Below are 23,698 nucleotides of genomic sequence, written 5' to 3'. Positions count from 1 at the left end.
TCCGTTGATCAGCCAGAATGCAAAAAGCACCCTTCCGTTGGGTGCTTTTTTTATGCCTGCCTGCGCTGGTTCACCTCACGGAGCAGCGCATCAATCTCCTCATCGGCAAACATCTCCTCCAGCGTTCGCGTCAGTTTGCGGCGCCAGTTGGGATATTCAGCGTTGGTACCCGGCACATTGACCGGCGTCGCCATATCCAGCCAGTCCTCCGGTTGCAGGCCGAGTAACGCGCTGGCGCTGCCTGCCAGATACCCCTGTAGCCCGTGATTCAGTACCGGGCTCATCGGCATATGTTCAGCCTTGCGGGGTGTGGTTTTCGGTACGCAATGCTCAAGATGCAGCGCATTGAGCAACCCCTGCTTACTGTGTTCACGCTCCCCGCGCAGCTTCTCCAAAACCTGCGGATCCGGGTAAACCCCGAGAGACGCCCCCAGCGTTAAATCGCCACCTTCCCAGTAGCCGCGCAACGTCGGTAAATCGTGCGTGGTGACCGTTGCCATCGCCTGCGAAACATAGTCTTCCGGTGGCCGGTAGACGAAGTGTTTATCGTGCTCGAAATACAGCACTTTGTAGGAATAGACGCCGCTGTCGCGCAGGCTGGTGACAATCTCTTTCGGCACGGTACCGAGGTCTTCACCAATCACCATGCACTTGTGCCGCTGGCTTTCCAGCGCCAGCACGCCGAGCAAATCTTCCAGCGGATAACGAACATACGCGCCATTTCCCGCCTCCTGATCTGCCGGTATCCACCACAAACGCAGCAATCCCATGACGTGATCGATACGCAGTGCGCCGCATTCCGCCATATTCGCGCGCAGTAAATCAATAAACGGCTGATAGGCGCGGGCTTTCATTTCATGCGGATCAATGGGCGGCAGGCCCCAGTTCTGCCCCTGCGGCCCGAGAATGTCCGGCGGCGCGCCGATGGTGGCATTCAGACAATACAGCGCCGGATCCGACCAGGTTTCTGCCCCGCCTTCTGCCACGCCGACCGCTAAATCACGGTACAAGCCGATGGGCATATTCAGCTCAACGCTGCGCTGATAACAATCTGAAAACTGCGCATGCGCCAGCCACTGCTGCCACATATAAAATTCAATTTCGCTGGCGTAACGCTCACTGAATTCGGTCACGTCGGCGCCTCTGGCATCGCGATAGGCATCGGGCCACACCGGCCAGCCCCACTGGCCTAAATCCAGATCGCGCAGATGCACATGCAGCGCGTCGAACAGCGCCTGTTGCCGCAAACTGTCACCACCCGCGTCGACGAAACGGCGGAAATCCTGCTTACGCGGGCTGTTTTCCGGCAGTTCGCAAAACAGCGGCCAGGCCAGTGTCAGCGCCGCTGATTTCAGCGCCATCACCCGTGGATAATCGACAAACTCCGTGCTGCGCGCCTGCAATAACGCGTCGTGCGTGTCGAGGGCATGCCACCAGCATTGTGCCTCGCTGCTGGCGGTGAATTCTTCCACCGCATTGACGTCAATGTACGTCAGGTTCAGCCAGCGGCGGGACGACGGGCTGTACGGGCTGGCGCTCAGCGGATTGGCAGGGTACAGCGCATGGATCGGGTTCAGCCCGACAAACGCCCCACCGCGTTTTCCGACTTCTTCGACCATCTTTTTCAGATCGCCAAAATCGCCCACGCCCCAGTTATTTTCCGAGCGCAGTGTATAAAGCTGAACCGTCGCGCCCCACAGTTTTTCCCCGGCCAGCAGGGCCTCAGGCTCATAACAGCGAGCGGGGGCTACGATGATCCGGCAGTGCCAGACGTTGTCGTTTTGCGATAACGTCAGCTGGTGATAGCCGGCGGGCAGCGCCGCACCTAAGTTCAGCGCATTGCCCGGCGCAAGATCGCCCTGCGACTGCGCACCATTTTCCTGCGTCAGCTGCCAGCGAAATGCGCCGCTGCCTTCCGGCGTCAGCAGTATTTTTTGGCCCTGGGTAAAGACTTTCACCGGCGGCACCGGCGTCACGTCCTCTTCATCCGCCGGATCCCGTCCCATCGCCGCCAGCAAGGCGGCGCGGGTATCATCGGACACCGTTTCCACGTCATCCGTCATATTAATAAAACTGTCCAAAATCCCGGCCCGGCGCGCGGCCTCAACGAGTTGCTTATCCTCCATGTCGGCTCCTAACGTTTGGCCTGCCAGATACGCTGCTGGTAATCGCGAATGGAACGGTCGGCGCTGAACATCCCGACGCGCGCCGTATTGAGCAGCGCACGGCGCGTCCATTCGTCGGCGTTACGGTAAAGCGCGTCCACCTGTTTTTGCGCCTCGCAGTATTCGGCGAAATCCGCCAGCACCAGATACGGATCACCGCCATCGAGCAGGCTGTTCAGCATCAGATCGAACGCTTTTTTATCGCCATTGGCATAAAAGCCGCTGGCCAGTTCGTCGAGAATGGCTTTGAGGTGTTTGTCTTTTTTCACCAGCGCTTTCGGCTTGTAGCCTTTTTTCAGCTGCGCTTTCACTTCGTCGACCGTCAGGCCAAAGATAAAGATGTTGTCCTCGCCGACCTGTTCGGCAATTTCGACGTTTGCGCCGTCGAGCGTTCCGACGGTCAGCGCGCCATTGAGCGCCAGTTTCATGTTGCCGGTGCCCGAGGCTTCCTTACCCGCCGTTGAAATCTGCTCGGAGACGTCCGCAGCCGGGATCATCAGTTCCGCCACTGACACGCAGTAATCGGGAATGAACACCACTTTGATACGATCCGCGACGATCGGATCATTGTTGATCTTCTCCGCCACCTGATTGATCGCATAGATAATATTTTTGGCGAGGTAATAACCGGGGGCGGCTTTGGCACCGAACAGGAACACGCGCGGCACAATGTCGAGTTTCGGGTTGTCACGGATCTGGCGGTACAGCGAAAGAATGTGCAGCAGGTTGAGGTGCTGACGTTTGTACTCGTGCAGGCGTTTGATCTGCACATCGAAAATCGCGTCCGGATTGAGCCTGATGCCCATGCGCTGCCAGACGTATTCCGCCAGCCGCACTTTGTTGTCATGCTTGATGTTGCGGTACTGCTTACAGAATTTTTTGTCTTTGATGCCGTCTTCCAGCCCTTTCAGCGCATCGAGATCCGTGACCCAGCTGTCAGTTTTCAGGCGGTCATCAATCAGCGCAGACAGCGCCGGATTACACTGTTTCAGCCAGCGACGCGGCGTGATGCCGTTGGTGACGTTGTGGAATTTTTCCGGCCAAAGCTGGTGATATTCCGGGAACAAATCTTTCACCACCAGATCCGAGTGCAGCGCCGCAACACCGTTAACCGCAAAACCGGCGACCACGCACAGGTTCGCCATACGCACCTGTTTATCGTGATGCACCGCCAGCTTCGCCCACACCGCTTCATCGCCCGGCCACTCTTTGCTGACCAGTTTCTTAAAGTTGGCGTTAATTTGCTTAATGATCTGGAAATGGCGCGGCAACAGGCTGCGCACCAGACTTTCGTCCCAGGTTTCCAGCGCTTCCGGCATCAGGGTATGGTTGGTGTAGGCAAACGTGCGGCTGGTGATGTGCCACGCGTCACTCCAGCTCAGCTGATGCTCGTCGAGCAATACGCGCAGCATTTCAGGAATGGCGATGGTCGGGTGCGTATCGTTGAGCTGGATAACTTCATAATCCGGCAGCTCGCTGATTTTTCGGCCAAGGAAATGATGACGCCGCAGGATATCGGCCACCGAGCAGGCACACTGGAAATACTGCTGCATCAGGCGCAGACGTTTACCGGCCTGATGATTGTCGTTCGGGTAGAGCACTTTGGTGAGTTTCGCCGCATCAACGCCCTGCTGTTCCGCTTTCAGAAACTCGCCGTCATTAAATTTTTCGAGATCAAACGGATGCGGATGCGTGGCTTCCCATAAACGCAGCGGCTGCGTGATGCCGTTGCGATACCCCATCACCGGCAGATCCCAGGCTTCGCCACGCAGCGTAAACTCCGGCTCCCAGCGCGGAACACCCTGCTCATCTTTCACGATTTTCCCGCCGATCCCGACGCTGACCGCCAGCGAACTGTTGTGGCGGAACCACGGGTATTCGCTGCGGTGCCAGTCATCCGGCGACTCTTTCTGTTTGCCATCCACAAAGCGCTGGCGGAACAAACCGTACTGATAGTTCAGGCCGTAGCCGATCCCCGGCTGCCCGACCGAGGCCATCGCATCGAGATAACAGGCTGCCAGACGCCCGAGGCCGCCGTTGCCGAGCGCCGGGTCGATTTCTTCTTCCAGCAGGTCGGTCAGATTGATATCGAAAGATTCCAGTGCCCCGGCAATTTTCTCGTACCAGCCGAGGTTAATCAGATTGTTGCCGGTCAGCCGCCCGACCAGAAACTCCATCGAAATGTAGTTAACGTGGCGGGTGATTTTTTTGCTTTTGCTAGTGACGGTATCGCTTTGCGGCGGTAACTGTTCGGCGACGGCAGCACTGACCGCATGCCACCACTGATGCCGGGTCATATCCGTGGCACAAGTGAGTCCGAACGCTTGCCACTGGCGGGTGAGCGCCGCCAAAAAAACATCCTGCTTGAACGTGATCTTCGACATAAGGGCAGTCTCTTTTCTGTCTGAGGGACGGAATACTTCCGTGAGAAAAAGCCTGGTTGCGCTAAAAAATGTGATCTGGGCATCTTTATGTATAAACCCTATGCCGGAAAAAAGCTCACTGCGGGGATGAGGAAAAATGCATGAAATCATGTCGAAGGGATAATGTCGGGTTAGCCGGAGATATCTTTAAGCCCCATCCAACCCCCACCTTCGAAGGGGGGGCCGGGGGGGCATTTTAAGGGCATCTCCGTGCCATTATTTCTGTCCGTAATAGGCATCCGGCCCGTGTTTGCGGCTGAAATGTTTTTGCAGCAAATAGTCGTCCATCGGGGTTTGGTTACGCCGGATTGAACCGGTGATCCACGCCATTTTCGCGACTTCTTCCAGCACCACGGCGTTGTGTACCGCCTGTTCCGGCGTGGTGCCCCAGCAGAACGGGCCGTGCTGGGCGACCAGAATGCCCGGCATGTGCAGCGGGTCGATGCCGCTCAGCGCTGCGGCGATCACTTTGCCGGTTTCCAGTTCATATTCGCCGCCCACTTCCTGACGCGATAAAGGCCGGGTGCACGGCACCGCACCGGCGAAATAATCCGCGTGCGTGGTGCCCAGCGGCGGGATGGCCACGCCGGCCTGCGCCCATGAGGTCGCGTAGGTGGAATGGGTATGCACGATGCCGCCAAGCTGCGGAAAACGGGCGTAAAGTTCGAGATGCGTGGCGGTGTCGGAGGAAGGGGTGTAATGCCCTTCCACGACGTCGCCTTGCAGATTCAGCACCACCATATCGCTGGCCTGCATGCTTTCGTATTCCACGCCGCTCGGCTTGATGACCACCAGCCCGCGCTCGCGGTCAATCCCGCTGACGTTTCCCCACGTAAAGGTCACCAGACCGTAAGCGGGCAGCGCCATGTTGGCTTCAAATACGCGTTGTTTCAGAGCATCCGTCATACGGTTTCCTCCATGTTCAGCCCGGCTTTCTGCATTTTATCCACCACCCAGGCGCGGGCGTTGCGCACTTCCTGCATCGGATCGGCGGCCGTTTCGCTCCACATTTCGATCAGGTACGGCCCGCGATAACCGCTTTTTTGCAGCGTGGCAAAGCAGCGCTCGAACTCCACCACCCCGCTGCCGAAGGGCACGTTTTTGAATACGCCGGGCTGCGTGTCTTTAATATGCACGGCGACGATGTGCCCCGCGCCGCTCGCCAGTTCCATCTGCACGTCGTTATCCCACGCCGACAAATTGCCGATATCCGGGTAAAGCTGGAACCACGGGTTATTCAGGTAATGCGTGTAGCCCAAGGCTTTGCTGATGGAATTCATCAGCGGGTAGTCCATGATTTCCATCGCCAGCGTCACCTGCGCGCGGCTGGCCATTTCGACCGACTCCTGCAAGCCGTCGCGGAAACGTTCGCGGGTATGGTCGTTGGCCTGCTGGTAATAAACGTCATAACCGGCGAGCTGGATCACGCGGATGCCCAGATCCTGCGCCAGCACGATGGCTTTGCGCATGATGTCCAGCCCCTGATTACGGGTTTCATCATCTTCTGCGCCGAGCGGAAACCGCCGGTGCGCGCTCAGGCACATCGACGGAATGCGGATGCCGGTGCGCGAAATCGCATCGACCACCAGCAGGCGTTGCTCGCGTGACCAGTCAAGCCGCGCCAGCCGGTGATCGGTTTCATCTACCGACATTTCAACGAAATCGAAGCCCAGCTCTTTCGCCAGCGTCAGGCGCATCAGCCAGTCTTCGCCCGCAGGCAGGGCTTTTTCATAGATACCGAGTGGAACGGCTTTATGCATCATGCGAGATTCCTTAGCCCCAGAGCTGGCTGATGGATTTTTTGAACTGACGCGCCGCGTCAACCGGATCTTTGGCATCGCGGATACTGCGACCGGCGATGAAAACGTGGACCGGAATGTCTTTAAACAGCGGCAAATCCTCCAGCGCCAGCCCGCCGGTAATGGTCACTTTAAAGCCCATATCCGACAGGCGTTGGATGGCGGTGATATCGGCATCACTCCACGCCACACCGGCGGCCTGAGCATCGCGGCTGCGGTGATAAACCACCTGCTGAATACCGGCGTCATGCCATTCCTGCGCCTGTTCCCACGTCCAGTAACCGGTCAGTTCAATCTGCACGTCGCCGTTAAATTCCTTCGCCACTTCCAGCGCGCCTTTGGTGGTGTTGATGTCGGCGCAGCAAATCACCGTCACCCAGTCGGCGTTGGCTTCAAAGCACATGCGCGAGAGGATTTTTCCGGCATCGGCGATTTTGGCATCGGCCAGCACGATTTTTTCCGGATACAGCGCTTTCAAATCACGCACCGCCCGCACGCCTTCAGCGACGCATAAAATGGTGCCGACTTCGATGATGTCGACTTCGCTGGCGATCAGGCGCGTGGTTTTGTAGGCGTCGTCCATCGACTGGTTATCCAGCGCCACCTGCAACATCGGTAATGAATGAGACATATTGAATTCCTTCTCTGCTAACGAATTAGTGAACCGCCGCGGCGGAAGTCTGGTCGATCAAATCCAGCACCTGCTGCGCGGTGGTACAGGCGCGCAGGCGGTCAAAATTGGCCTCGTCATCAAACAGGTTCACCACCTGCATGATGCCGATTTCCTGATGGGCGTTGGCATCCACCGCCGCCATCGTGATGAGGATATCCACCGGATCGTTATCCTCGTGGTTGAACACCCGCGGCGTTTTCAGGGTCACCAGCGCAAAACCGGTTTTCAGGACGCCTTCTTCCGGGCGGCCATGCGGCATCGCCAGCCCCGGCGCTATCACGAAATACGGCCCGAACTGTTTCACGCCATCCAAAATTGCCTGGTAATAACGCGGCTCGACCACACCGGCGTCCACCAGCATATCGACGCCGATTTTCACCGCTTCCTGCCAGGTTTCTGCTTCTGCGTTGAGACGAATCGAGTTGTTTTCAGCCAGCGAATCTCGCAGTTTCATACAGCGCTCCTTACTTTTTCAGCGACGACGGAAAGTGCGCGTTGATCACTTCCATCACTTTCGGGCCGAAATCTGCCGCCGACAGCATGTTGCGCACGCCGACCACGTATTTGTTGCCGCTGACGGTGATTTCATCCGCCACGTGCGTGGAGGCGACAATAATGTCGGCGCCGCCCAGCTCTGATTTGTATTCCCCCACCGCGCAACTGTTCATGGTGTGATCCACGCCTTCCTGCGTCAGGAACTGGCCGATTTTCATCTTCATGATCATCGAACTGCCTTGCCCGCAACCGCATACCGCCAGAATTCGTACTGTCATGGGAACCTCGTTGATTAATGTGAAGTGGATTGATTAAGCGTTTGTTTTTCCGCATCTTCTTCTGCGCGCAATGTGCGACCGGCGAAGAACATGTACAGCAGTGCGATGACCGCGATGATGCCCATAAAGGCCATCCCTATGCTGAAGAAGCCCTGCATCATTGGCGGTGCCAGAATCGACCAGTCAGCCATGCCCATCCAGGCGCTCAGGCCGGTGAGTTTGATGGCCCAGACGCAGCCGAAGATTTCGATCATCCCCATCACCAGACAGATTTTCAGCGCCGCTCGCCAGCCGCCGAAGTGGTTGGCAAACACGCCGATGGTGGCGTTGGAGAAGAACATCGGGATGAAACCGGGGATGATCATGATGGATGAACCGAGGCCAAACAGAATGGCGACGGCAATCAGCTGGCCGATGGTGCCCCACATAAAGCCCCAGACCACGGCGTTCGGCGCAAAGCTGTAGATTGCCGCGCAGTCGATCGCCAGTACGGCACCGGGAATTAAACGTTGGGAGATGCCGTTAAAGGCTTCGGTCAGTTCAGCGACGAACATGCGCACGCCCTGAATAATGATGAAGATCGCCACCGCAAACATCAGACCGGTTTGCAGGATGTAAATCGTCCAGTGGGTTTTACCGGCCATTTGCTGCAGGGTGTCGAGGCCGAAGGAGCACAGAATAATGCCGAAGAACACGGTCATCACGATGGCGGTTGAGACGATATTGTCGTGGAAGATATTCAGCCAGCCCGGCAGTTTCAGGTCTTCCACGCTCTCTTCTTTTTTACCGAGATAGGGCGCGATTTTACAGGCGATCCACGAGGCGAACTGCTGCTGATGCCCGATGGAGAAACCGCTGTTTTCCGTCACGGACTGCGTCGGTTTGTACATCATGTTCGACGTAATGCCCCAGTACAGTGACACCAGGATCGCCGTCGACCAGATGGTGGTCCACATCGGATAGCCCATGATGAAGAAGAACACCGCAATCAGCCCCGCCTGCTGGAACATGATATGGCCGGTGAGCATGATGGTGCGAATGCCGGTAATACGGCGGAAAACCACCATCAGGATATTCAGCCCGAGGGCGATCAGCACCGCGTAACCGACCCAGCTGTAAGCCTCGCCCATGCGCTCGACCGTCGCCATCATCGAGGCGTAGGTGTCAGAGATCGCGCCGTTAATGTGGTAAACCTCTGAAAGTTTTGCCACCACCGGTTTAAAGGTGCCGGTCAGAATACCGGACCCCGCCTGCAACAACATAAAGCCGATAATGGTTTTAATGGTGCCTTTGATGATCACCGTCGCGCTCTTCCTGAGCAGGATGTAACCCAGCATGGTCACAATACCCAGCAGCAACGGCGCGTTGGTCATTACCTGATTAAAAAATACGGTGAAGATGGTGTAGAGGAATTCCATAAGACTCTCCGTCTGACCTTGTTTGATCTTCCCGGCGCTGCACAACGCGCGGCGAAGTGAGGGACAGACGCACTCTAATGCTCACATCGAATCAGATAAAGATTCACAATGATTATTTGTGAGCAGTCTCGCAAGATATCGTCATCAGGGTAAATAGCCACCTGGCTAAAAAACCTCATATTAATGAATAATTTCAATACCATAATGACGTATTATCTTATTAAATAATGCGAATCCGGCTGAATACTCCTTCTCATACGTTTTTATTCATGCTCAAAAAACCCGCCTTAAAATCATTGTCATGACACTTTTTCGGTGATAACTTCCTCACCAATAAATCATGATTAATCATTAAATGATTTATTATGACGTATTATTTCACACCCAACTCAGATGAGGGAATACCATGAGCAAAGTAGAAACGATCAGCCGCGAGTCCTGGATCCTCAGTACGTTCCCGGAATGGGGCACCTGGTTAAATGAAGAAATTGAGCAGGAAAAGGTCGCGCCGGGCACCTTTGCCATGTGGTGGCTGGGCTGTACGGGGATCTGGCTGAAATCTGAGGGCGGCGCGAATATCTGTATCGATTTATGGTGCGGCGTCGGCAAGCAAAATCACAGCAGCCCGTTGATGAAAACCGGCCACCAGATGCAACGCATGGCCGGTGTGAAGAAGCTCCAGCCGAATCTGCGCACCACGCCGTTTGTGCTCGATCCCTTTGCGATCCGCGAGATCGACGCCGTACTCTCCACCCACGATCATAACGATCATATCGATGTGAACGTCGCCGCCGCCGTGATGCAAAACTGCGCTGCCGACGTCCCCTTTATCGGCCCGCAAACCTGCGTGGATTTGTGGATGAGCTGGGGTGTTCCGGCTGAACGCTGCATCGTGATGACGCCGGGCAAAGTGGTCAGGATCAAAGATGTGGAAATTCACGCGCTGGATTCCTTCGACCGCACGGTGCTGATCACCCTGCCCGCCGGTCAGAAAGCCGCAGGCGTGCTGCCGGACATGATGGATCAGCGTGCGGTGAATTATCTGTTCAAAACGCCGGGCGGAAACCTGTATCACAGCGGCGATTCACACTATTCCAACTACTACGCCAAACACGGCAACGAGTATCAGATTGACGTGGCGCTCGGCTCTTACGGCGAAAACCCGCGCGGCGTGACCGACAAAATGACCAGCGTGGATATGCTGCGCATGGCGGAATCCCTGAACACCAAAGTGGTCATTCCGTTCCATCACGATATCTGGTCGAATTTCCAGGCCGATCCGCAGGAAATCCGTGTGCTGTGGGAGATGAAAAAAGATCGCCTGAAATACGGCTTCAAGCCGTTTATCTGGCAGGTGGGTGGCAAATTTACCTACCCGAACGACAAAGACAATTTCGAATATCACTACCCGCGTGGATTCGACGACTGTTTCACCACAGAAACTGATTTGCCCTTTAAATCTTTCCTTTAAAATTATTTACTTAAAAGAGTCATGCATTCACGGCGGGGAAAGTATTCCCCGCTGGTTTTATCAGCAAATGATGATTGAATGCATTAAATGCTCGTTTATAATCACGCGGTAATCACCTATTTACCTGCGGAGCCACCATGACTGAGCCACAACGACACAACGCTATTCTCGATCTCCTGCAACGTCAGGGGCAGATTTCCGTCGCAGATGTGATTGATCAATTTGATATTTCACCGGCGACAGCGCGTCGTGACATCACCAAGCTCAACGAACTGGGGAAATTGCGTAAAGTGCGCAACGGCGCTGAAGCCGTTAATCAGCCACGCCAGAACTGGACACCGCTGAACATCCATCAGACCCACAACCTCAACGAAAAAATGCGCATCGCCAAAGCGGCAGCCGAACTGTGCCAGCCGGGTGAAAGCGTGGTGATTAACTGTGGCTCGACGGCGTTTCTGCTGGGCCGTGAAATGTGCGGAAAAGACATTCAGGTCATCACCAACTATCTGCCGCTGGCCAATTATCTGATTGAGCAGGAGCACGAGAGCGTGGTGATCATGGGCGGGCAGTACAATAAAAGTCAGTCGATTACGCTGGCACCCCAAGACGGCGATGCCAGCCTGTATGCCGGACACTGGATGTTCACCAGCGGCGCGGGGCTGACCACTGACGGCCTGTACAAAACCGATATGCTGACCGCGATGGCCGAGCAGAAGATGCTGAATTACGTCGGGAATTTAGCGGTGCTGGTCGACAGCAGCAAAATCGGCCAGCGCGCGGGTATGCTGTTCAGCCGCACCGAGCAAATCGATGTGCTCATTACAGGCAAAGAAGCGAACGGCGACATCATCGGGCAGTTACGCCAGAAAGGTGTGAAAGTGATCCTGGTTTAACGCTTACCCCTTCTCTTTGTCTGGTCTTCGTCGTGCAATTATTGGGTAGAATGACGACATCACCTTTTATGAGGCACGACCAGAATGGAACAATTTGAAGCAATCAGCGTAGAACTTGCGCATTCCCGCCTGACCTCCGGCGAAGCCGTGATGGTCGATATCCGTGACCCTCAGACGTTCGGCGCGGGTCACGCACCCGGCGCGTTCCATCTGAGCAACGACAGTATGCGTGCATTCATGGAACAGGCCGATGCCAAAAAACCGGTGCTGGTGATGTGCTATCACGGCATCAGCAGTCGCGGAGCAGCACAGTTCCTGATTGGTCAGGGTTTCGAATCGGTCTACAGCGTTGACGGCGGCTTTGAAGCCTGGTCGAAAACCTTTCCGCACGATATCGAAGCCTGATTTTCTCCCCGTTACCCCCTTGTTCTTTTCCGGCGCAGACTATGCTGTTTATAACCAGCTTGATCAGTTTGCGCCGAAAATGTTCTTAAGTTGAAAAAGCTACCTTTCCTCAGTCTTGATATAATTTCCGCCTACTATCGACAGGATTTCAAGATGAAAAATCTGAACACTTCACGTTCTTTAGGGATGCGCACCCTCGCCGTTCATGGCGGCCAGCAGCCTGATGCCCAGACCGGCGCCGTCGCGACGCCTATCACGGCCTCTTCTGCATTTTCGTATCCTGATTTCGACAGCGGTGCTCGCCGTTTCAGCGGTGAAGAGCCGGGCTATATGTACAGCCGTTTCGCCAATCCGACGGTCAGCGTTTTCGAACAAAAACTGGCGGCGCTGGAAGGCGCGGAAACCGCTGTGGCCTGCGCAAGTGGCATGGCGGCCATCAGCGCCACGCTGTTTGCCCTGCTGGTTCCCGGCGATGAAATCATTCATATCGGCACGCTGTATGGCGGCACCGAAGGCGTGGTGCGTAACCTGCTGCCGCGTTATGGCATCAAACCGGTTCACGTCACCGATGTGAGCGGGCTGGAAGCGGCATTCACGGCAAACACTAAAGTGGTGCTGGTGGAAACCCCTGCCAATCCGGGGCTGGATATCGCCGATCTGGCCGAAATCGCCCGCCTGTCCAAAGCCGCAGGCGCGGTGAGTGTGGCGGACAACACCTTTGCCACGCCGTACCTGACGCGTCCGCTGGAATTGGGCATTGATATCGTTCTGCACTCCGCCACCAAATACATCAGCGGTCACGGCGATGCGACCGGCGGCGTGGTGGCCGGTTCTGCGGCGTTAATCACCCCAATCCGCACCCTGAGCCTGAAACAGTTCGGCGGTTGCCTCAGCCCGTTCGAAGCCAGTTTGCTGATCCGGGGTTTGAAAACGCTGCCGCTGCGCGTGGAAGCCAGTTCCCTCAGCGCGCAGGCGGTGGCGGAGTTCCTCGACGGCCACAGCGCGGTCGACACGGTGTTCTATCCGGGGCTGAAACAGCATCCGGGGCACGCCACGGCATCGAAACAAATGAAACTGTTTGGCGGGATCATGGCGATTGAGCTGAAAGGCGGGCTGAACGCCGCACGCACTTTCCTCGATAAGCTGAGCATCATCACGCAGGCGGTGTCGCTCGGCGATACTGACTCGCTGGCCTGCCATCCGGCGTCCACCACCCACAGCGCCGTCGCGCCGGAGATCCGCCGTCAGAGCGGGATCACCGACGGGCTGGTGCGTATCAGCATCGGTATCGAAGACACCGAAGACCTGATCGCCGATCTGGCGCAGGCGCTGGAAGGGTTGTAAGCAAACGGGTAATGAATATGCCGGTTTCTGTCATTATTATGGCGAAAATCGGCATTTATCGTCAGAATATTAGCGTTTTGGCTTCCATCAATCAGGGTTGTTATTTCTGTCTGTTTCATCAGATCTCGATCTATCTCACACCCGCGTTATTTTATTGTTCACCGCTGGCCACACAGCATTCCTAAATTCCCCTCGTTTACCCGTCTGACGTTATAATCGACTTCCCTCACGCTGGCAGATAAGGTATTGCCCTAAAATGACGGCAACAAATCAAACAATTAGGGAAACCGCTTAACGCTATGGTGCGCATTCTTAACCTGAACAACCCCCGCCTCGCTCAGGCGTTTGTCGATTACATGGCAACGCAGGGTTTTACGCTCACGACGAAACACGAAAGTCAGGAAGTGCAGATCTGGCTGGAAGATGAATCCCGTCTGGAAGAAGCAGAAAAACAGGTCGCGCTGTTTGTGCGCGATCCGCTGCATCCGCGTTATCAGGAGGCCAGCTGGAAAACCGGCAAAACGCAGCCACATTTAAAAATGTCGCACGCGCCTTTCCTGAAAAGCCTGCGCAGCCGCGCCGGGCCGCTGACCATCGGCATGATTGTCCTGAGTCTTGCGGTGTTTATCCTGCAACAAATGGTGGGCGATCAACTGGTGATGAGCTGGCTGGCCTGGCCTGACAGTTCCCGCATGTTCCAGGTCTGGCGCTGGTTCACGCCCGCGCTGATGAATTTCTCGTTTATCGCCTTACTGATTAATCTGGCCTGGTGGTGGTATCTTGCCAGCCAGATTGAAATGCATCTGGGCAGCGGCAAGCTGTTTACCGTGACGCTGATTTCCGCACTGATCAGCGGCTGGGGTCAGTCGATGGTGAGCGGTATCTGGTTTGGCGGTCTGTCCGGCGTGGTTTATGCGCTGATGGGCTATGCGTGGCTGACCGGCCAGTTAAAACCGGAAAGTCGTTTGTACGTTCCCGGCGGATTGCTGGTCATTTCGCTGATTTTCATGTTCATTGGTTACGCAACCGGCGGTGCTGCTGTGGCGAATGCCGCACACGCATTTGGTCTGGGTCTTGGCCTGGTGATGGCATTTGTTGATACGCGCACACCGCGCAAAAAAAGCAAGTAGGGGATTCGGGTGAAACAAACACAACGCCATGATGCGATTATCGATCTCGTCCGTCAGCAGGGTTACGTCAGCACGGAAGAGCTGGTGGAGCACTTCGCCGTCAGCCCGCAAACTATCCGTCGTGATCTGAACGATTTGGCCGAACAGAACAAAATTCATCGCCATCACGGCGGCGCAGCCTTGCCGTCGAGTTCGGTGAATGCGGCCTATAACGACCGTAAAGTGATGTGGTCGGAAGCGAAAGCGCGCATCGCCGAACGCGTTGCCAGCCAGATCCCCGACGGTTCAACGCTGTTTATCGATATCGGTACCACGCCGGAAGCCGTGGCGCACGCGTTGCTCAACCATAAAGATCTGCGCATCGTCACCAACAACCTCAACGTGGCAACGCTGCTGAGCGCCAAAGACGATTTCCGCCTGTTCCTCGCCGGGGGTGAAGTTCGCGCCCGCGACGGCGGCATCATGGGTGAAGCCACGCTCGATTTCATCTCTCAGTTCCGCCTCGATTACGGCATTCTCGGCATCAGCGGCATCGATATGGACGGCTCGCTGCTTGAATTCGATTATCACGAAGCGCGAACCAAACGCGCGATTATCGAAAACTCCCGCTGCGTGATGCTGGTGACAGACCATTCCAAATTTGGCCGTAACGCCATGGTAAACCTCGGAAAAATGGATTTAATCCACTATCTGTTTACCGATAAACTGCCGCCGGACAGCGTGAAACAGATCATCGACAAGTACGACGTTCAGCTCGAACTCTGCTGATTTCCCTGCTTTTTCTGGAGCGCCGCGCAGGCGCTCCCGCTTTTCCCTTCTCCTCCCTGCCCTTTCAAAACGAACAATTGCGAAACATTCCACGCTTTGCCGCGTTCGGTTTCGTTCCCTTCTTGCCGTTTTGCTCGAAACCGACACAAAAATGTTACCTTCATCACGCATAATTGTTTTTATTTGGTTAACGCTTGGCTTGTTTGACGATTCTCGATTACAATCGTGAGCGAAAACGAACATAAAAGAGCTATTGCGAACATCTGGAGGAAGATGACGTGGAAACCAAAGACTTGATCGTAATTGGTGGCGGTATTAATGGTACCGGCATCGCAGTAGATGCAGCTGGCCGCGGGCTGTCTGTTCTGCTGCTTGAAGCGCAAGACTTGGCCTGCGCGACCTCTTCGGCCAGTTCTAAACTGATCCACGGTGGCCTGCGCTATCTGGAACATTACGAATTCCGTCTGGTCAGCGAAGCGCTGGCTGAACGTGAAGTGCTGTTGAAAATGGCACCGCATATTGCCTTCCCGATGCGTTTCCGTTTACCGCATCAGCCGCATTTGCGCCCGGCCTGGATGATCCGCGCCGGTCTGTTCCTGTACGACCATCTGGGCAAGCGCACCAGCCTGCCGGCCAGCAAAGGCCTGAAGTTTGGCAGCGAATCGGTGCTGAAACCCGAACTGACCAAAGGTTTTGAATACTCAGACTGCTGGGTCGATGACGCGCGTTTAGTGGTCGTCAACGCTCAGGAAGTGGAAGAGCGCGGCGGCGAAGTCCGTACCCGCACCCGCGTGACCCGTGCATGGCGTGAAGACGGTTTGTGGATGGTCGAAGCCGAAGATATCGACACCGGCAAAACCTTCACCTGGCGCGCCAAAGGCCTGGTGAACGCCACCGGCCCGTGGGTCAAACATTTCTTCGACGACGGTCTGAAACTGAAATCGCCGTACGGCATTCGTCTGATCAAAGGCAGCCACATTGTGGTGCCGCGTGCGCACAATCAGCCGCAGGCCTACATTCTGCAAAACGAAGATCACCGCATTGTGTTTGTGATCCCGTGGCTGGATGAGTTCTCGATCATCGGCACCACCGACGTGGAATACCACGGCGATCCGAAAGACGTGAAAATCGATGATAAAGAAGTGGGTTATCTGCTGAAAGTGTACAACGACCACTTTAAGAAACAGCTGACCACCGAAGACATCGTCTGGACTTATTCCGGCGTGCGTCCGCTGTGTGATGACGAATCGGATTCACCGCAGGCAGTGACCCGTGATTACACCCTCGACGTTCACGATCAGGACGGCAAAGCGCCGTTGCTTTCCGTGTTCGGCGGCAAGCTGACCACCTACCGTAAACTGGCAGAACATGCGCTGGAAAAACTCGGCAAATACTACCCGAAAGCAGGCCCGGCATGGACCAAAACGGCGGTACTGCCCGGCGGGAAGCTGAACGGCGATCGTGATACTTACAGCGCCAATCTGCGCAGCCGCTTCAAATGGTTGCCGGAAACCCTGGCTCGCCGTTATGCCCGCACTTACGGCAGCCAGACGGAGTTGTTCCTGTCTGACGCCACCAGCATTGAATCGCTGGGTGAAGATTTTGGTCACGGGTTCTATGAAGCAGAGTTGCGCTATCTGGTGGAAAAAGAGTGGGTGAGCGAACTGGATGATGCGATCTGGCGTCGTACTAAGCTCGGCATGTGGCTGGATAAATCCCAGCAACAGCGCGTCGCCGAGTGGCTGCAAACCTACAAACAGCAGAAAAGACATTTGTCACTGGCGTCATAAACGCGCCTGCAAATAAACACTGCTCAATCCCCGGCCACTTCGCCGGGGATTTTTTTATCTGCGCGCAGGGCTCAGATACTGCCGCCCGCTGAAATTGTAAAGCCGACATCCACCATGCGCGGGACGACGTTCTCACCGCGTAACCTCGCCAGCAGACGTTCGGCGGAGATCTGCCCCATTCTCTCACGCGGTGTCAGCACACTTGCCAGCGGCGGTTCCATCGCCTGTCCCATGTTGTGACCATGGAAACCGGCGATCGCCATTTGTGACGGGATTTTCAGCCCCTGACGCTGGCATTCGAAGAATGCGCCTGCCGCAAGGTCATCGTTGGTACAGAAAATACTGTCGATTTGCGGCCAGTCTTTTTGCGCCTGACGCAATAATTCCGCCCCCGCGCTGTAACTTGATGACCGGCTGGTCATCACGCTGTAAGGCTCCAGCCCGGATTCACGCATCGCCTGCTCGTAACCCTGCTGCTTGATAAGGGTACGTTCGTCCTGACGTGCGCCGAAATACACCACATGGCGGTGGCCCCGCGCGATGATTTGCTGGGTCATTTGCCGCGCCGCTTCAAAGTTGTTGAATCCGACCGCCAGATCGACGCAGGGTGAGACGCAATCCATCATTTCCACCACCGGAATACCGGCGACTTCAATCATTTTCAACGTACGTGCGGTGTGATGACGCTCCGATAAAATCAGCCCGTCGATATTGTAAGAAAGCAGCGAGGTCAGACGCTGTTCTTCGCGCTCCTGACTGTAGCCGTAGTGCGCCAGCATGGTCTGATAACCGTGAATATCCGTGACGCTTTCGATGCCGCGCAGCACTTCGGCGAACACCTGATTGGTCAGTGACGGCAGCAGCACGCCGATGGCGCGGCTTTTGGCATTCGACAGAATGTCCGGAGCGCGGTTGGGGATGTAACCCAGTTCATCGAGAGCGGCCGAAATCTTTTCCTGCAACGCGCCGGAAACCTGTTCGGGGTTGCGTAAGTAACGGCTGACCGTCATTTTGGTCACGCCCACTTTATCGGCCACATCCTGGAGTACGGGTCTTTTTTTCTTCATAGTCGTCAAAGGGATGTGCCGCTGAAAGGGGTTAAGGGATCAGGGAGTTATGGTAGCAAACATTCGCGCAGGCGGATATCCGTTGCTGCGCGACATGCGATGCGGGTCAGGCAGGCAAACAAAGCTGCCCGCGAACCGGCTCGCCGGTGTTCGCTGAAAACTGTCCGGTAAGCAACGCCATCGCTCTTTGCGCCAGCGTTTCCAATGGATAAGCGATAGCCGGCACCGCCGAAGCGCCCGGCGGCAGCGTGCTGTCGAGGCTGAACACCATCACGGCCTGCGGCACCGCGCGGCCCAGCTGGGTAAGCTGACGTAACGCGTCCTGCGCGGTGGCATCGTCTGGCACCAGCAGCGCATTGAACGGGACATTCTGCGCCAGCAGCTGCGTGAGCGCGTGTTCTCCGCTGTGGACCAGCCGCCGGTCATAAGGCAGTAAGAATTTTTCCAGCGCCAGATGGTAGCCCTGAAGCACCTGCCCCGCCGCCTCGCTGTTTTCAAAGTTAATCAGTGCAATCTGTCGGCGCCCCTGCTGCAACACATACTGGCAGGCGGTTTCGGTAGCAAAGCTGCGGTCAAAATGAATGCTGCGCCCGGAATCCGCGTCCAGGCAATCAATGGTGATGACGTTGTCCGGCAGCGCAGGCAGGGCGAAGCGCGCGCCAATCACAATCATCGCATCGCAAAGCCCGCGACCGATTTCATCCACGGAATGGGCAAGGCTGGCGGCATCGGTGGCGAATCTCAACAGTAAATACTTTTGATTGAGCCTCAGCTCTTTTTCCAGCGCGTGCAGATAGCCGGTGCTCTGATTGATATTTTCTGCCGCGCAAATCACGCCGATGCAGCCGGTAGACTGCGTGGAGAGCGACTGCGCAATCATGCTGGGTTTGTATTGCAGTGTTTCCACCGCCTGCATCACGGCCAGGCGGCTTTCTTCTTTTACACCGCGGCTGCCACTCAGGACACGGGAAACCGTCGCTTTCGAGACGTTTGCCAGCCGCGAAACGTCGTTAATGTTTGCCATGTCTTTCCTTGCGTCACCGCGTTAAGGGTTAGTCGAAACCGTGATGTTTGGCGACCTGCGCGAACCATTCGCCACTCTTTTTCACTGTCCGTTTTTGCGTGTCGAGATCCAGTTGCACAAAGCCATAACGGTTTTTGTACGCATTCATCCACGACCAGCAATCAATAAACGTCCACATATGGTAGCCGAGACAGCCGCTGCCTTCCTGCAACGCCCGGTGCAGCCATTTCAGATGCCCGCTGACAAACTCGATGCGGTAATCGTCGTCAATCCGGCCCTCTTTTTCGAAGCGCAGTTCGTGCTCCACGCCCATGCCGTTTTCGGAAATGAAACAGCGCGGATTGCCGTAATTTTCGCGCAGATTGGTCAGAATATCGTAAATGCCCTGTTCGTAAATTTCCCAGCCACGGTGCGGGTTCATCTTACGCCCCGGCATGACGTAGTTGTCAAAGAACCATTCCGGCATAAACGGACTTTCCGGATTCACCATACTGTCGCGGCACTGAATGCGGCGCGGCTGGTAATAGTTGATGCCGAGTAAATCCACCACGCCCTGCTGCAACAGCTCTTTGTCTCCCTGCTGACAAGCCGGGAGCTGATCGTGTTTTTTCAGCAACTCCACCAGTTCCTGCGGATATTCGCCGCGCAGTGCCGGGTCGAGGAAGCTGCGGTTGAACATCAGATCCGCAATGTTCGCGGCTTTCAGGTCAGCCGGGTTTTGCGAGCGCGGATAAGACGGCGTCAGGTTGAGAATGATGCCGATTTCACCGCCGAGATTGCGGGCGCGGTAAGCTTTCACCGCCCGCGAATGCGCCAGCATGGTGTGATAGGCAACGGTGGCCGCACGTTTGAAATCCACCACGTTCGGATAGTGGAAATCATACAGGTAGCCGCCTTCGACTGGCACCACCGGCTCATTGAAGGTAAACCAGTGTTTCACGCGATCGCCGAATAACTCAAAACAGGTATCGGCATAAGTTTCATACGCCTGCACCACGTCGCGGTTTTCCCAGCCGCCGATTTCCTGCATCGCCATGGGCATGTCGAAGTGGAAAAGGTTGATGAACGGCTGCACGCCCTGCGCCAGCATTTCGTCAATCACCTGATTGTAGAACGCCACCGCTTCCGGGTTGACGGCGCCACGCCCGTTGGGGATCAGTCGCGCCCAGGAAATAGAGGTTCGGAAAGTATTGTGGTTCAGCTGTTTCAGCAGCGCGATATCCTCGCGCCAGTTTTTATAAAACGTCGATGTGTCCTGCGGGCCGACGTCGCCGTGAAAACGTGTCGGTTGCTGCGAATACCAGTGATCCCAGACCGTGGCGCTTTTACCGTGACTGAGGGTTTCCCCCTCCGTTTGCGGCGCTGAGCTGGCACTGCCCCACCAGAATTCTTTTGGAAATTGATATTTCATCGTCATCCTCGCTGTCCGTTAGCTTTTAGCTGTTTGCTGGCACGGCGTTACCCGCCGTTTGTGTCGTAGCCTTTTCCGCTTCCTGTTTCAGCAACGTACGTTCGTAAGCTTTCAGGAACGGGTAATACATTACTGCCGATAACACCATACAGAAAAGACACATAATTACCGGGCTGAACGCCCAATTTGCGGCCCATGACGCACCAATTGGCGCCGGTGTCGTCCAGGGTGTGAGCGACACCACTTGCGCCACCCAGCCGAGTTTTGTGGCGGTATAGGCGAAGATGGCGTTGAGCATCGGGACCAGTGTGAACGGCAGGAAAAACACCGGATTCATGATAATCGGCGTACCGAAGAGAATCGGTTCGTTGATGTTAAAGAAACTCGGCACCACACCCATTTTGCCGATGGTACGCAGGTGCACCGCCTTGCTGCACAGCAGCAGGATCGCCAGCGGCAGGGTCGAACCGACGCCGCCAATCAGCAAATAGTGATCCCAGAATCCTTGCAGATAGATATGCGGCAGTGGCGCACCGGCCTGTAATGCCGTCTGGTTCAGCGCCAGATTGGTCATCCAGAACGGATTCATGATGCCGGTAACAATCAGCGCACCATGAATACCCGCAAACCACAGCACCTGGCAGATAAACACCGAAATCAAAATCGCCGGCAGGGAATCGGAGGCAGAAACCAGCGGCGCCAGCAGGTGCATGATCGCTTCGGGAATAATCATCCCGGTGGTGGACTGAATAAACAGGTTCAGCGGATGCAGCGTGGCGACAATCACAATCACCGGGATCAGAATTTCAAAAGAACGCGCCACGCCGGTGGGCACTTCTTTCGGCAGGCGGATGGTGATGTTGCGGCGTTTGAGCAGCGCATACACTTCAGCGGCATAAATCGCCGTCAGGATCGCGGTGAATATGCCTTCGCCGGAGAAATATTGGGTGGAAATTTGTTTGTCATGATAGGGCGCGGCGACCAGCAGAAAGGCCATAAACGCCAGCAAACCGGTCATGATCGGGTCAAGTTTATAGTGTTTGCCAAGGCTGGCACCGATACCGACCGAGATGAAAAAGGTCATCACGCCCATGCTCAGATACCACGGCAGCATCAGCTGTTCGCGGTATTTCAGCGACAGATCCAGCCAGCCGCGGGCAAAACCGTTGGTGGTGTCGGGGGAAAAAGGCGGGAAGATAAACACCAGCATAAATGAGCCGATGATCATAAACGGCAGCGCGGCGATAAAGCCGTCGCGGATCGCAATCACATGCCGCTGCTGGCCGACGCTACCGGCCAGCGGCGTGATGTGCTTTTCGATCACGTTCACCATCGCCTGATAAAGGCCACTCATACGCGGCTTCCTTCCTGGGCGATCAGGCCGTAAGCGAAGTCCAGCACGTTGTCGCCGCGCTGCATGCCGTAATCCATCATATTGATGGTTTCGACCGGAATATTAAATTCTGCTGCCTTTGCCGATAAATCGGCCTGCATGTAGCGCACCTGCGGCCCGAGCAGCACCACCTGATAGTCACGGAATTTTTCGTCAAACTCGCTGGCACCAAACGCCTCGATCTGCACCTCTTCGCCCCGCGCGGCTGCGGCCTCTTTCATTTTGCGAACTAACAAACTGGTCGACATCCCCGCCGAACAACAAAGCATGATTCTTTTCATTTTGCTTCACTCCCAGATAATTAATGTTCTGCCCGTTTTCTCTTGCCGAAGGTATTTGAGTCTCTTTGGAAACCGGTTTCCATGACTGAAAGGATGGAATGAGAGCATGCTCATAAAATCGGGACAGCGTCGTATCAGGCTGTGAAAAGCGTCACGAAGTTGAATAAATTCTCAGCATCTTTTTAGAGAAAGGACTATGCCGCCGCGTTGCGCAAAACGCGTTGAGTTAAGAAACTCACCGGTAATCATTGCTTTTTTGCCCGGCTAAAATTCCTCACACCGGGCTGTGATGCCCGTGGTGCCTGACATTTTTATCTCTGATGCAGTGTGATTAGCCTTGCGTAAAAAACAGACTATATTGAGCCGCCTTATCCGATGACATCAGGGCAGACAGGCAGGCGAACTCATGACGACTTCAGGCAAAACCCTCACTTTTACCGCCTTTACGCTGCTGTTTATTCTGGGCAGAACGGTCAGTTTTGCGCTGCATGAAAGTTGTGTACAGGCAGCTGACCCGCAACCGGCGCAAAATGCCTATGTCACAGCGCCTTACCTCAACCGGGAATATGGCTTTAAAACGGTGGGAACCTACCTTGAACGGCAGAGTAATGCGTCGAAAAATCGCGAAAACGGCACCTGGGGTTTACTCGGCGGCAGCCATAACGCGGATGTCACGGATACCCGCTATCGCGCGTCGAATATCTGGTTTGCGCAAATCGGCAGAGATCTGTTTCAGGAAGAAAAACCGGACGGGGAGCACCGCCGCGCCGGGGTGATCGTCACACTGGGCAATCAGACCACCGATACCAAAGACAGCGCGCTGAGGCTTATCGGGCAGGCGCTCAGTACCGGCAATATTTCGACGGCATCGGCGGGCATTGGCGGGTATTACAGCGCGGTGACATCAGAAGGCGGCTACCTGAATGTCGTTAACCAGAACACCTTTTATCGCGAGGACTTATCGGAAAAACGCAACGCCGCGCAGAAAGGTTATGGCTCGACGCTCTCCGTCGAGATCGGCAAGCCTTACCGTGTGGCAGACAACTGGAGGCTTGAGCCGCAGGCGCAGTTTGTCGCTCAGCATCTGCATCTGGATTCGTTCAACACGCTCAGCCAACGCATTCAGCCTATCGATCAGAACAGCGGCCAGGTGCGCGGCGGCTTGCGGATTTTCCGTCAGACAGAACGCAACACCGCTTCCCTGACGCCCTATTTTCACATTGATCTGGTGGGCAACGTCGGAGATAAATCGGCAGTGACCATCAATACGGTTGAAATCGAGCCACCGACGACGGAACGCTGGGTGCAGGACGGCGTGGGCCTGACCGCGACGCTGTCAAAACGCGTGGCATTTTTCAGTGACATCACCCATTACCGAAATTTAAGCCTGCCGGGGATGGGATATCAGGGGCAGTTGGGCATTAACGTCAGCTTCCGATAACAGACGTAAAAAAGGCGACCGGAGTCGCC

The 23,698-nt window shown here is 55.6% G+C and carries 21 protein-coding genes; 8 read left to right on the top strand and 13 right to left on the bottom strand.

Translation table 11 applies throughout. The features are described from left to right. Positions 1 to 50: 50 nt before the first annotated feature. The 8 genes from malQ to ulaA all read right to left on the bottom strand — a co-directional run bounded on the left by malQ (position 51) and on the right by ulaA (position 9,251). Positions 51 to 2,126 (bottom strand): 4-alpha-glucanotransferase, encoded by a 2,076-nt coding sequence (gene malQ / locus ED901_RS22245; RefSeq protein WP_122097277.1) that lies wholly within the window; start codon positions 2,124 to 2,126, stop codon positions 51 to 53. 8 nt (positions 2,127 to 2,134) lie between these two features. Further along, positions 2,135 to 4,549 (bottom strand): maltodextrin phosphorylase, encoded by a 2,415-nt coding sequence (gene malP, locus ED901_RS22240; RefSeq protein ID WP_122097276.1) that lies wholly within the window; start codon positions 4,547 to 4,549, stop codon positions 2,135 to 2,137. Positions 4,550 to 4,804: 255 nt separating this feature from the next. Then, complete coding sequence (locus tag ED901_RS22235) at positions 4,805 to 5,494, bottom strand: L-ribulose-5-phosphate 4-epimerase (RefSeq protein WP_122097275.1); 690 nt, start codon at positions 5,492 to 5,494, stop codon at positions 4,805 to 4,807. Then, positions 5,491 to 6,351 (bottom strand): L-ribulose-5-phosphate 3-epimerase, encoded by an 861-nt coding sequence (locus ED901_RS22230; RefSeq protein WP_122097274.1) that lies wholly within the window; start codon positions 6,349 to 6,351, stop codon positions 5,491 to 5,493. Before ED901_RS22230 ends, ED901_RS22235 begins: the two co-directional genes overlap by 4 nt. 10 nt (positions 6,352 to 6,361) lie before the next feature. Continuing rightward, positions 6,362 to 7,018 carry a 3-keto-L-gulonate-6-phosphate decarboxylase UlaD gene (locus tag ED901_RS22225; RefSeq protein ID WP_056775476.1) on the bottom strand — a complete coding sequence of 219 codons (657 nt, stop codon included), beginning with the start codon at positions 7,016 to 7,018 and terminating at the stop codon, positions 6,362 to 6,364. A 25-nt stretch (positions 7,019 to 7,043) separates the two neighbouring features. Beyond that, a complete protein-coding gene (ulaC, locus tag ED901_RS22220) occupies positions 7,044 to 7,514 on the bottom strand; it encodes a PTS ascorbate transporter subunit IIA (RefSeq protein ID WP_056775480.1) in 471 nt (156 codons plus the stop codon). Between the two features lie 10 nt (positions 7,515 to 7,524). Next, complete coding sequence (gene ulaB / locus ED901_RS22215; RefSeq protein WP_122097273.1) at positions 7,525 to 7,833, bottom strand: PTS ascorbate transporter subunit IIB; 309 nt, start codon at positions 7,831 to 7,833, stop codon at positions 7,525 to 7,527. A 14-nt stretch (positions 7,834 to 7,847) separates the two neighbouring features. After that, positions 7,848 to 9,251 (bottom strand): PTS ascorbate transporter subunit IIC, encoded by a 1,404-nt coding sequence (gene ulaA, locus ED901_RS22210; RefSeq protein ID WP_122097272.1) that lies wholly within the window; start codon positions 9,249 to 9,251, stop codon positions 7,848 to 7,850. A gap of 406 nt (positions 9,252 to 9,657) precedes the next feature. On the opposite strand from ulaA, the gene ulaG reads away from it, so the two are divergent. The 7 genes from ulaG (at position 9,658) to glpD (ending at position 17,052) form a co-directional block, all read left to right on the top strand. Beyond that, positions 9,658 to 10,722 (top strand): L-ascorbate 6-phosphate lactonase, encoded by a 1,065-nt coding sequence (gene ulaG, locus ED901_RS22205; protein ID WP_122097271.1) that lies wholly within the window; start codon positions 9,658 to 9,660, stop codon positions 10,720 to 10,722. Positions 10,723 to 10,859: 137 nt separating this feature from the next. Then, positions 10,860 to 11,615, top strand: coding sequence for an HTH-type transcriptional regulator UlaR (ulaR, locus tag ED901_RS22200; protein WP_056775492.1), 756 nt, complete (start codon positions 10,860 to 10,862; stop codon positions 11,613 to 11,615). Positions 11,616 to 11,699: 84 nt separating this feature from the next. Then, on the top strand, positions 11,700 to 12,020 hold the full coding sequence (glpE, locus tag ED901_RS22195) for a thiosulfate sulfurtransferase GlpE (RefSeq protein WP_122097270.1): 321 nt from the start codon (positions 11,700 to 11,702) through the stop codon (positions 12,018 to 12,020). A gap of 153 nt (positions 12,021 to 12,173) precedes the next feature. Then, on the top strand, positions 12,174 to 13,364 hold the full coding sequence (locus ED901_RS22190; RefSeq protein WP_122097269.1) for a PLP-dependent aspartate aminotransferase family protein: 1,191 nt from the start codon (positions 12,174 to 12,176) through the stop codon (positions 13,362 to 13,364). A gap of 299 nt (positions 13,365 to 13,663) precedes the next feature. Continuing rightward, the gene (gene glpG / locus ED901_RS22185; protein ID WP_056775501.1) at positions 13,664 to 14,494 is read left to right on the top strand and encodes a rhomboid family intramembrane serine protease GlpG; all 831 of its coding nucleotides are present in this window, start codon (positions 13,664 to 13,666) and stop codon (positions 14,492 to 14,494) included. Positions 14,495 to 14,503: 9 nt separating this feature from the next. Beyond that, positions 14,504 to 15,262 (top strand): DeoR/GlpR family transcriptional regulator, encoded by a 759-nt coding sequence (locus ED901_RS22180; protein WP_056775505.1) that lies wholly within the window; start codon positions 14,504 to 14,506, stop codon positions 15,260 to 15,262. 278 nt (positions 15,263 to 15,540) lie between these two features. Then, positions 15,541 to 17,052 carry a glycerol-3-phosphate dehydrogenase gene (glpD, locus tag ED901_RS22175; RefSeq protein WP_122097268.1) on the top strand — a complete coding sequence of 504 codons (1,512 nt, stop codon included), beginning with the start codon at positions 15,541 to 15,543 and terminating at the stop codon, positions 17,050 to 17,052. Positions 17,053 to 17,123: 71 nt separating this feature from the next. Here the strand turns inward: glpD and gntR are convergent, their stop codons facing one another. From gntR to ED901_RS22150, 5 genes are all read right to left on the bottom strand, one after another. After that, entirely contained in the window at positions 17,124 to 18,119 is a 996-nt protein-coding gene (gntR, locus tag ED901_RS22170; protein WP_056775509.1) for a gluconate operon transcriptional repressor GntR, read from the bottom strand. 106 nt (positions 18,120 to 18,225) lie between these two features. Then, the gene (locus ED901_RS22165; RefSeq protein WP_056775512.1) at positions 18,226 to 19,143 is read right to left on the bottom strand and encodes a LacI family DNA-binding transcriptional regulator; all 918 of its coding nucleotides are present in this window, start codon (positions 19,141 to 19,143) and stop codon (positions 18,226 to 18,228) included. A gap of 28 nt (positions 19,144 to 19,171) precedes the next feature. Continuing rightward, positions 19,172 to 20,554: a glycoside hydrolase family 1 protein gene (locus ED901_RS22160; RefSeq protein ID WP_122097267.1), complete on the bottom strand. Its 1,383-nt coding sequence runs from the start codon at positions 20,552 to 20,554 to the stop codon at positions 19,172 to 19,174. A 25-nt stretch (positions 20,555 to 20,579) separates the two neighbouring features. Continuing rightward, a complete protein-coding gene (locus ED901_RS22155) occupies positions 20,580 to 21,908 on the bottom strand; it encodes a PTS sugar transporter subunit IIC (protein WP_122097266.1) in 1,329 nt (442 codons plus the stop codon). After that, positions 21,905 to 22,228: a PTS sugar transporter subunit IIB gene (locus tag ED901_RS22150; RefSeq protein ID WP_056775519.1), complete on the bottom strand. Its 324-nt coding sequence runs from the start codon at positions 22,226 to 22,228 to the stop codon at positions 21,905 to 21,907. Before ED901_RS22150 ends, ED901_RS22155 begins: the two co-directional genes overlap by 4 nt. Before the next feature lie 406 nt (positions 22,229 to 22,634). Between ED901_RS22150 and ED901_RS22145 the strand changes: the two genes are divergently transcribed. Next, complete coding sequence (locus tag ED901_RS22145; RefSeq protein ID WP_122097265.1) at positions 22,635 to 23,669, top strand: autotransporter outer membrane beta-barrel domain-containing protein; 1,035 nt, start codon at positions 22,635 to 22,637, stop codon at positions 23,667 to 23,669. The last annotated feature ends 29 nt before the right edge of the window (positions 23,670 to 23,698 follow it).

Source organism: Rahnella sp. Larv3_ips, from assembly GCF_003697865.1.
Classification (GTDB): Bacteria; Pseudomonadota; Gammaproteobacteria; order Enterobacterales; family Enterobacteriaceae; genus Rahnella; species Rahnella rivi.
The sequence above is the reverse complement of the archived record's forward strand: the minus strand, read 5'-3'. Positions and strand labels throughout refer to the sequence as shown.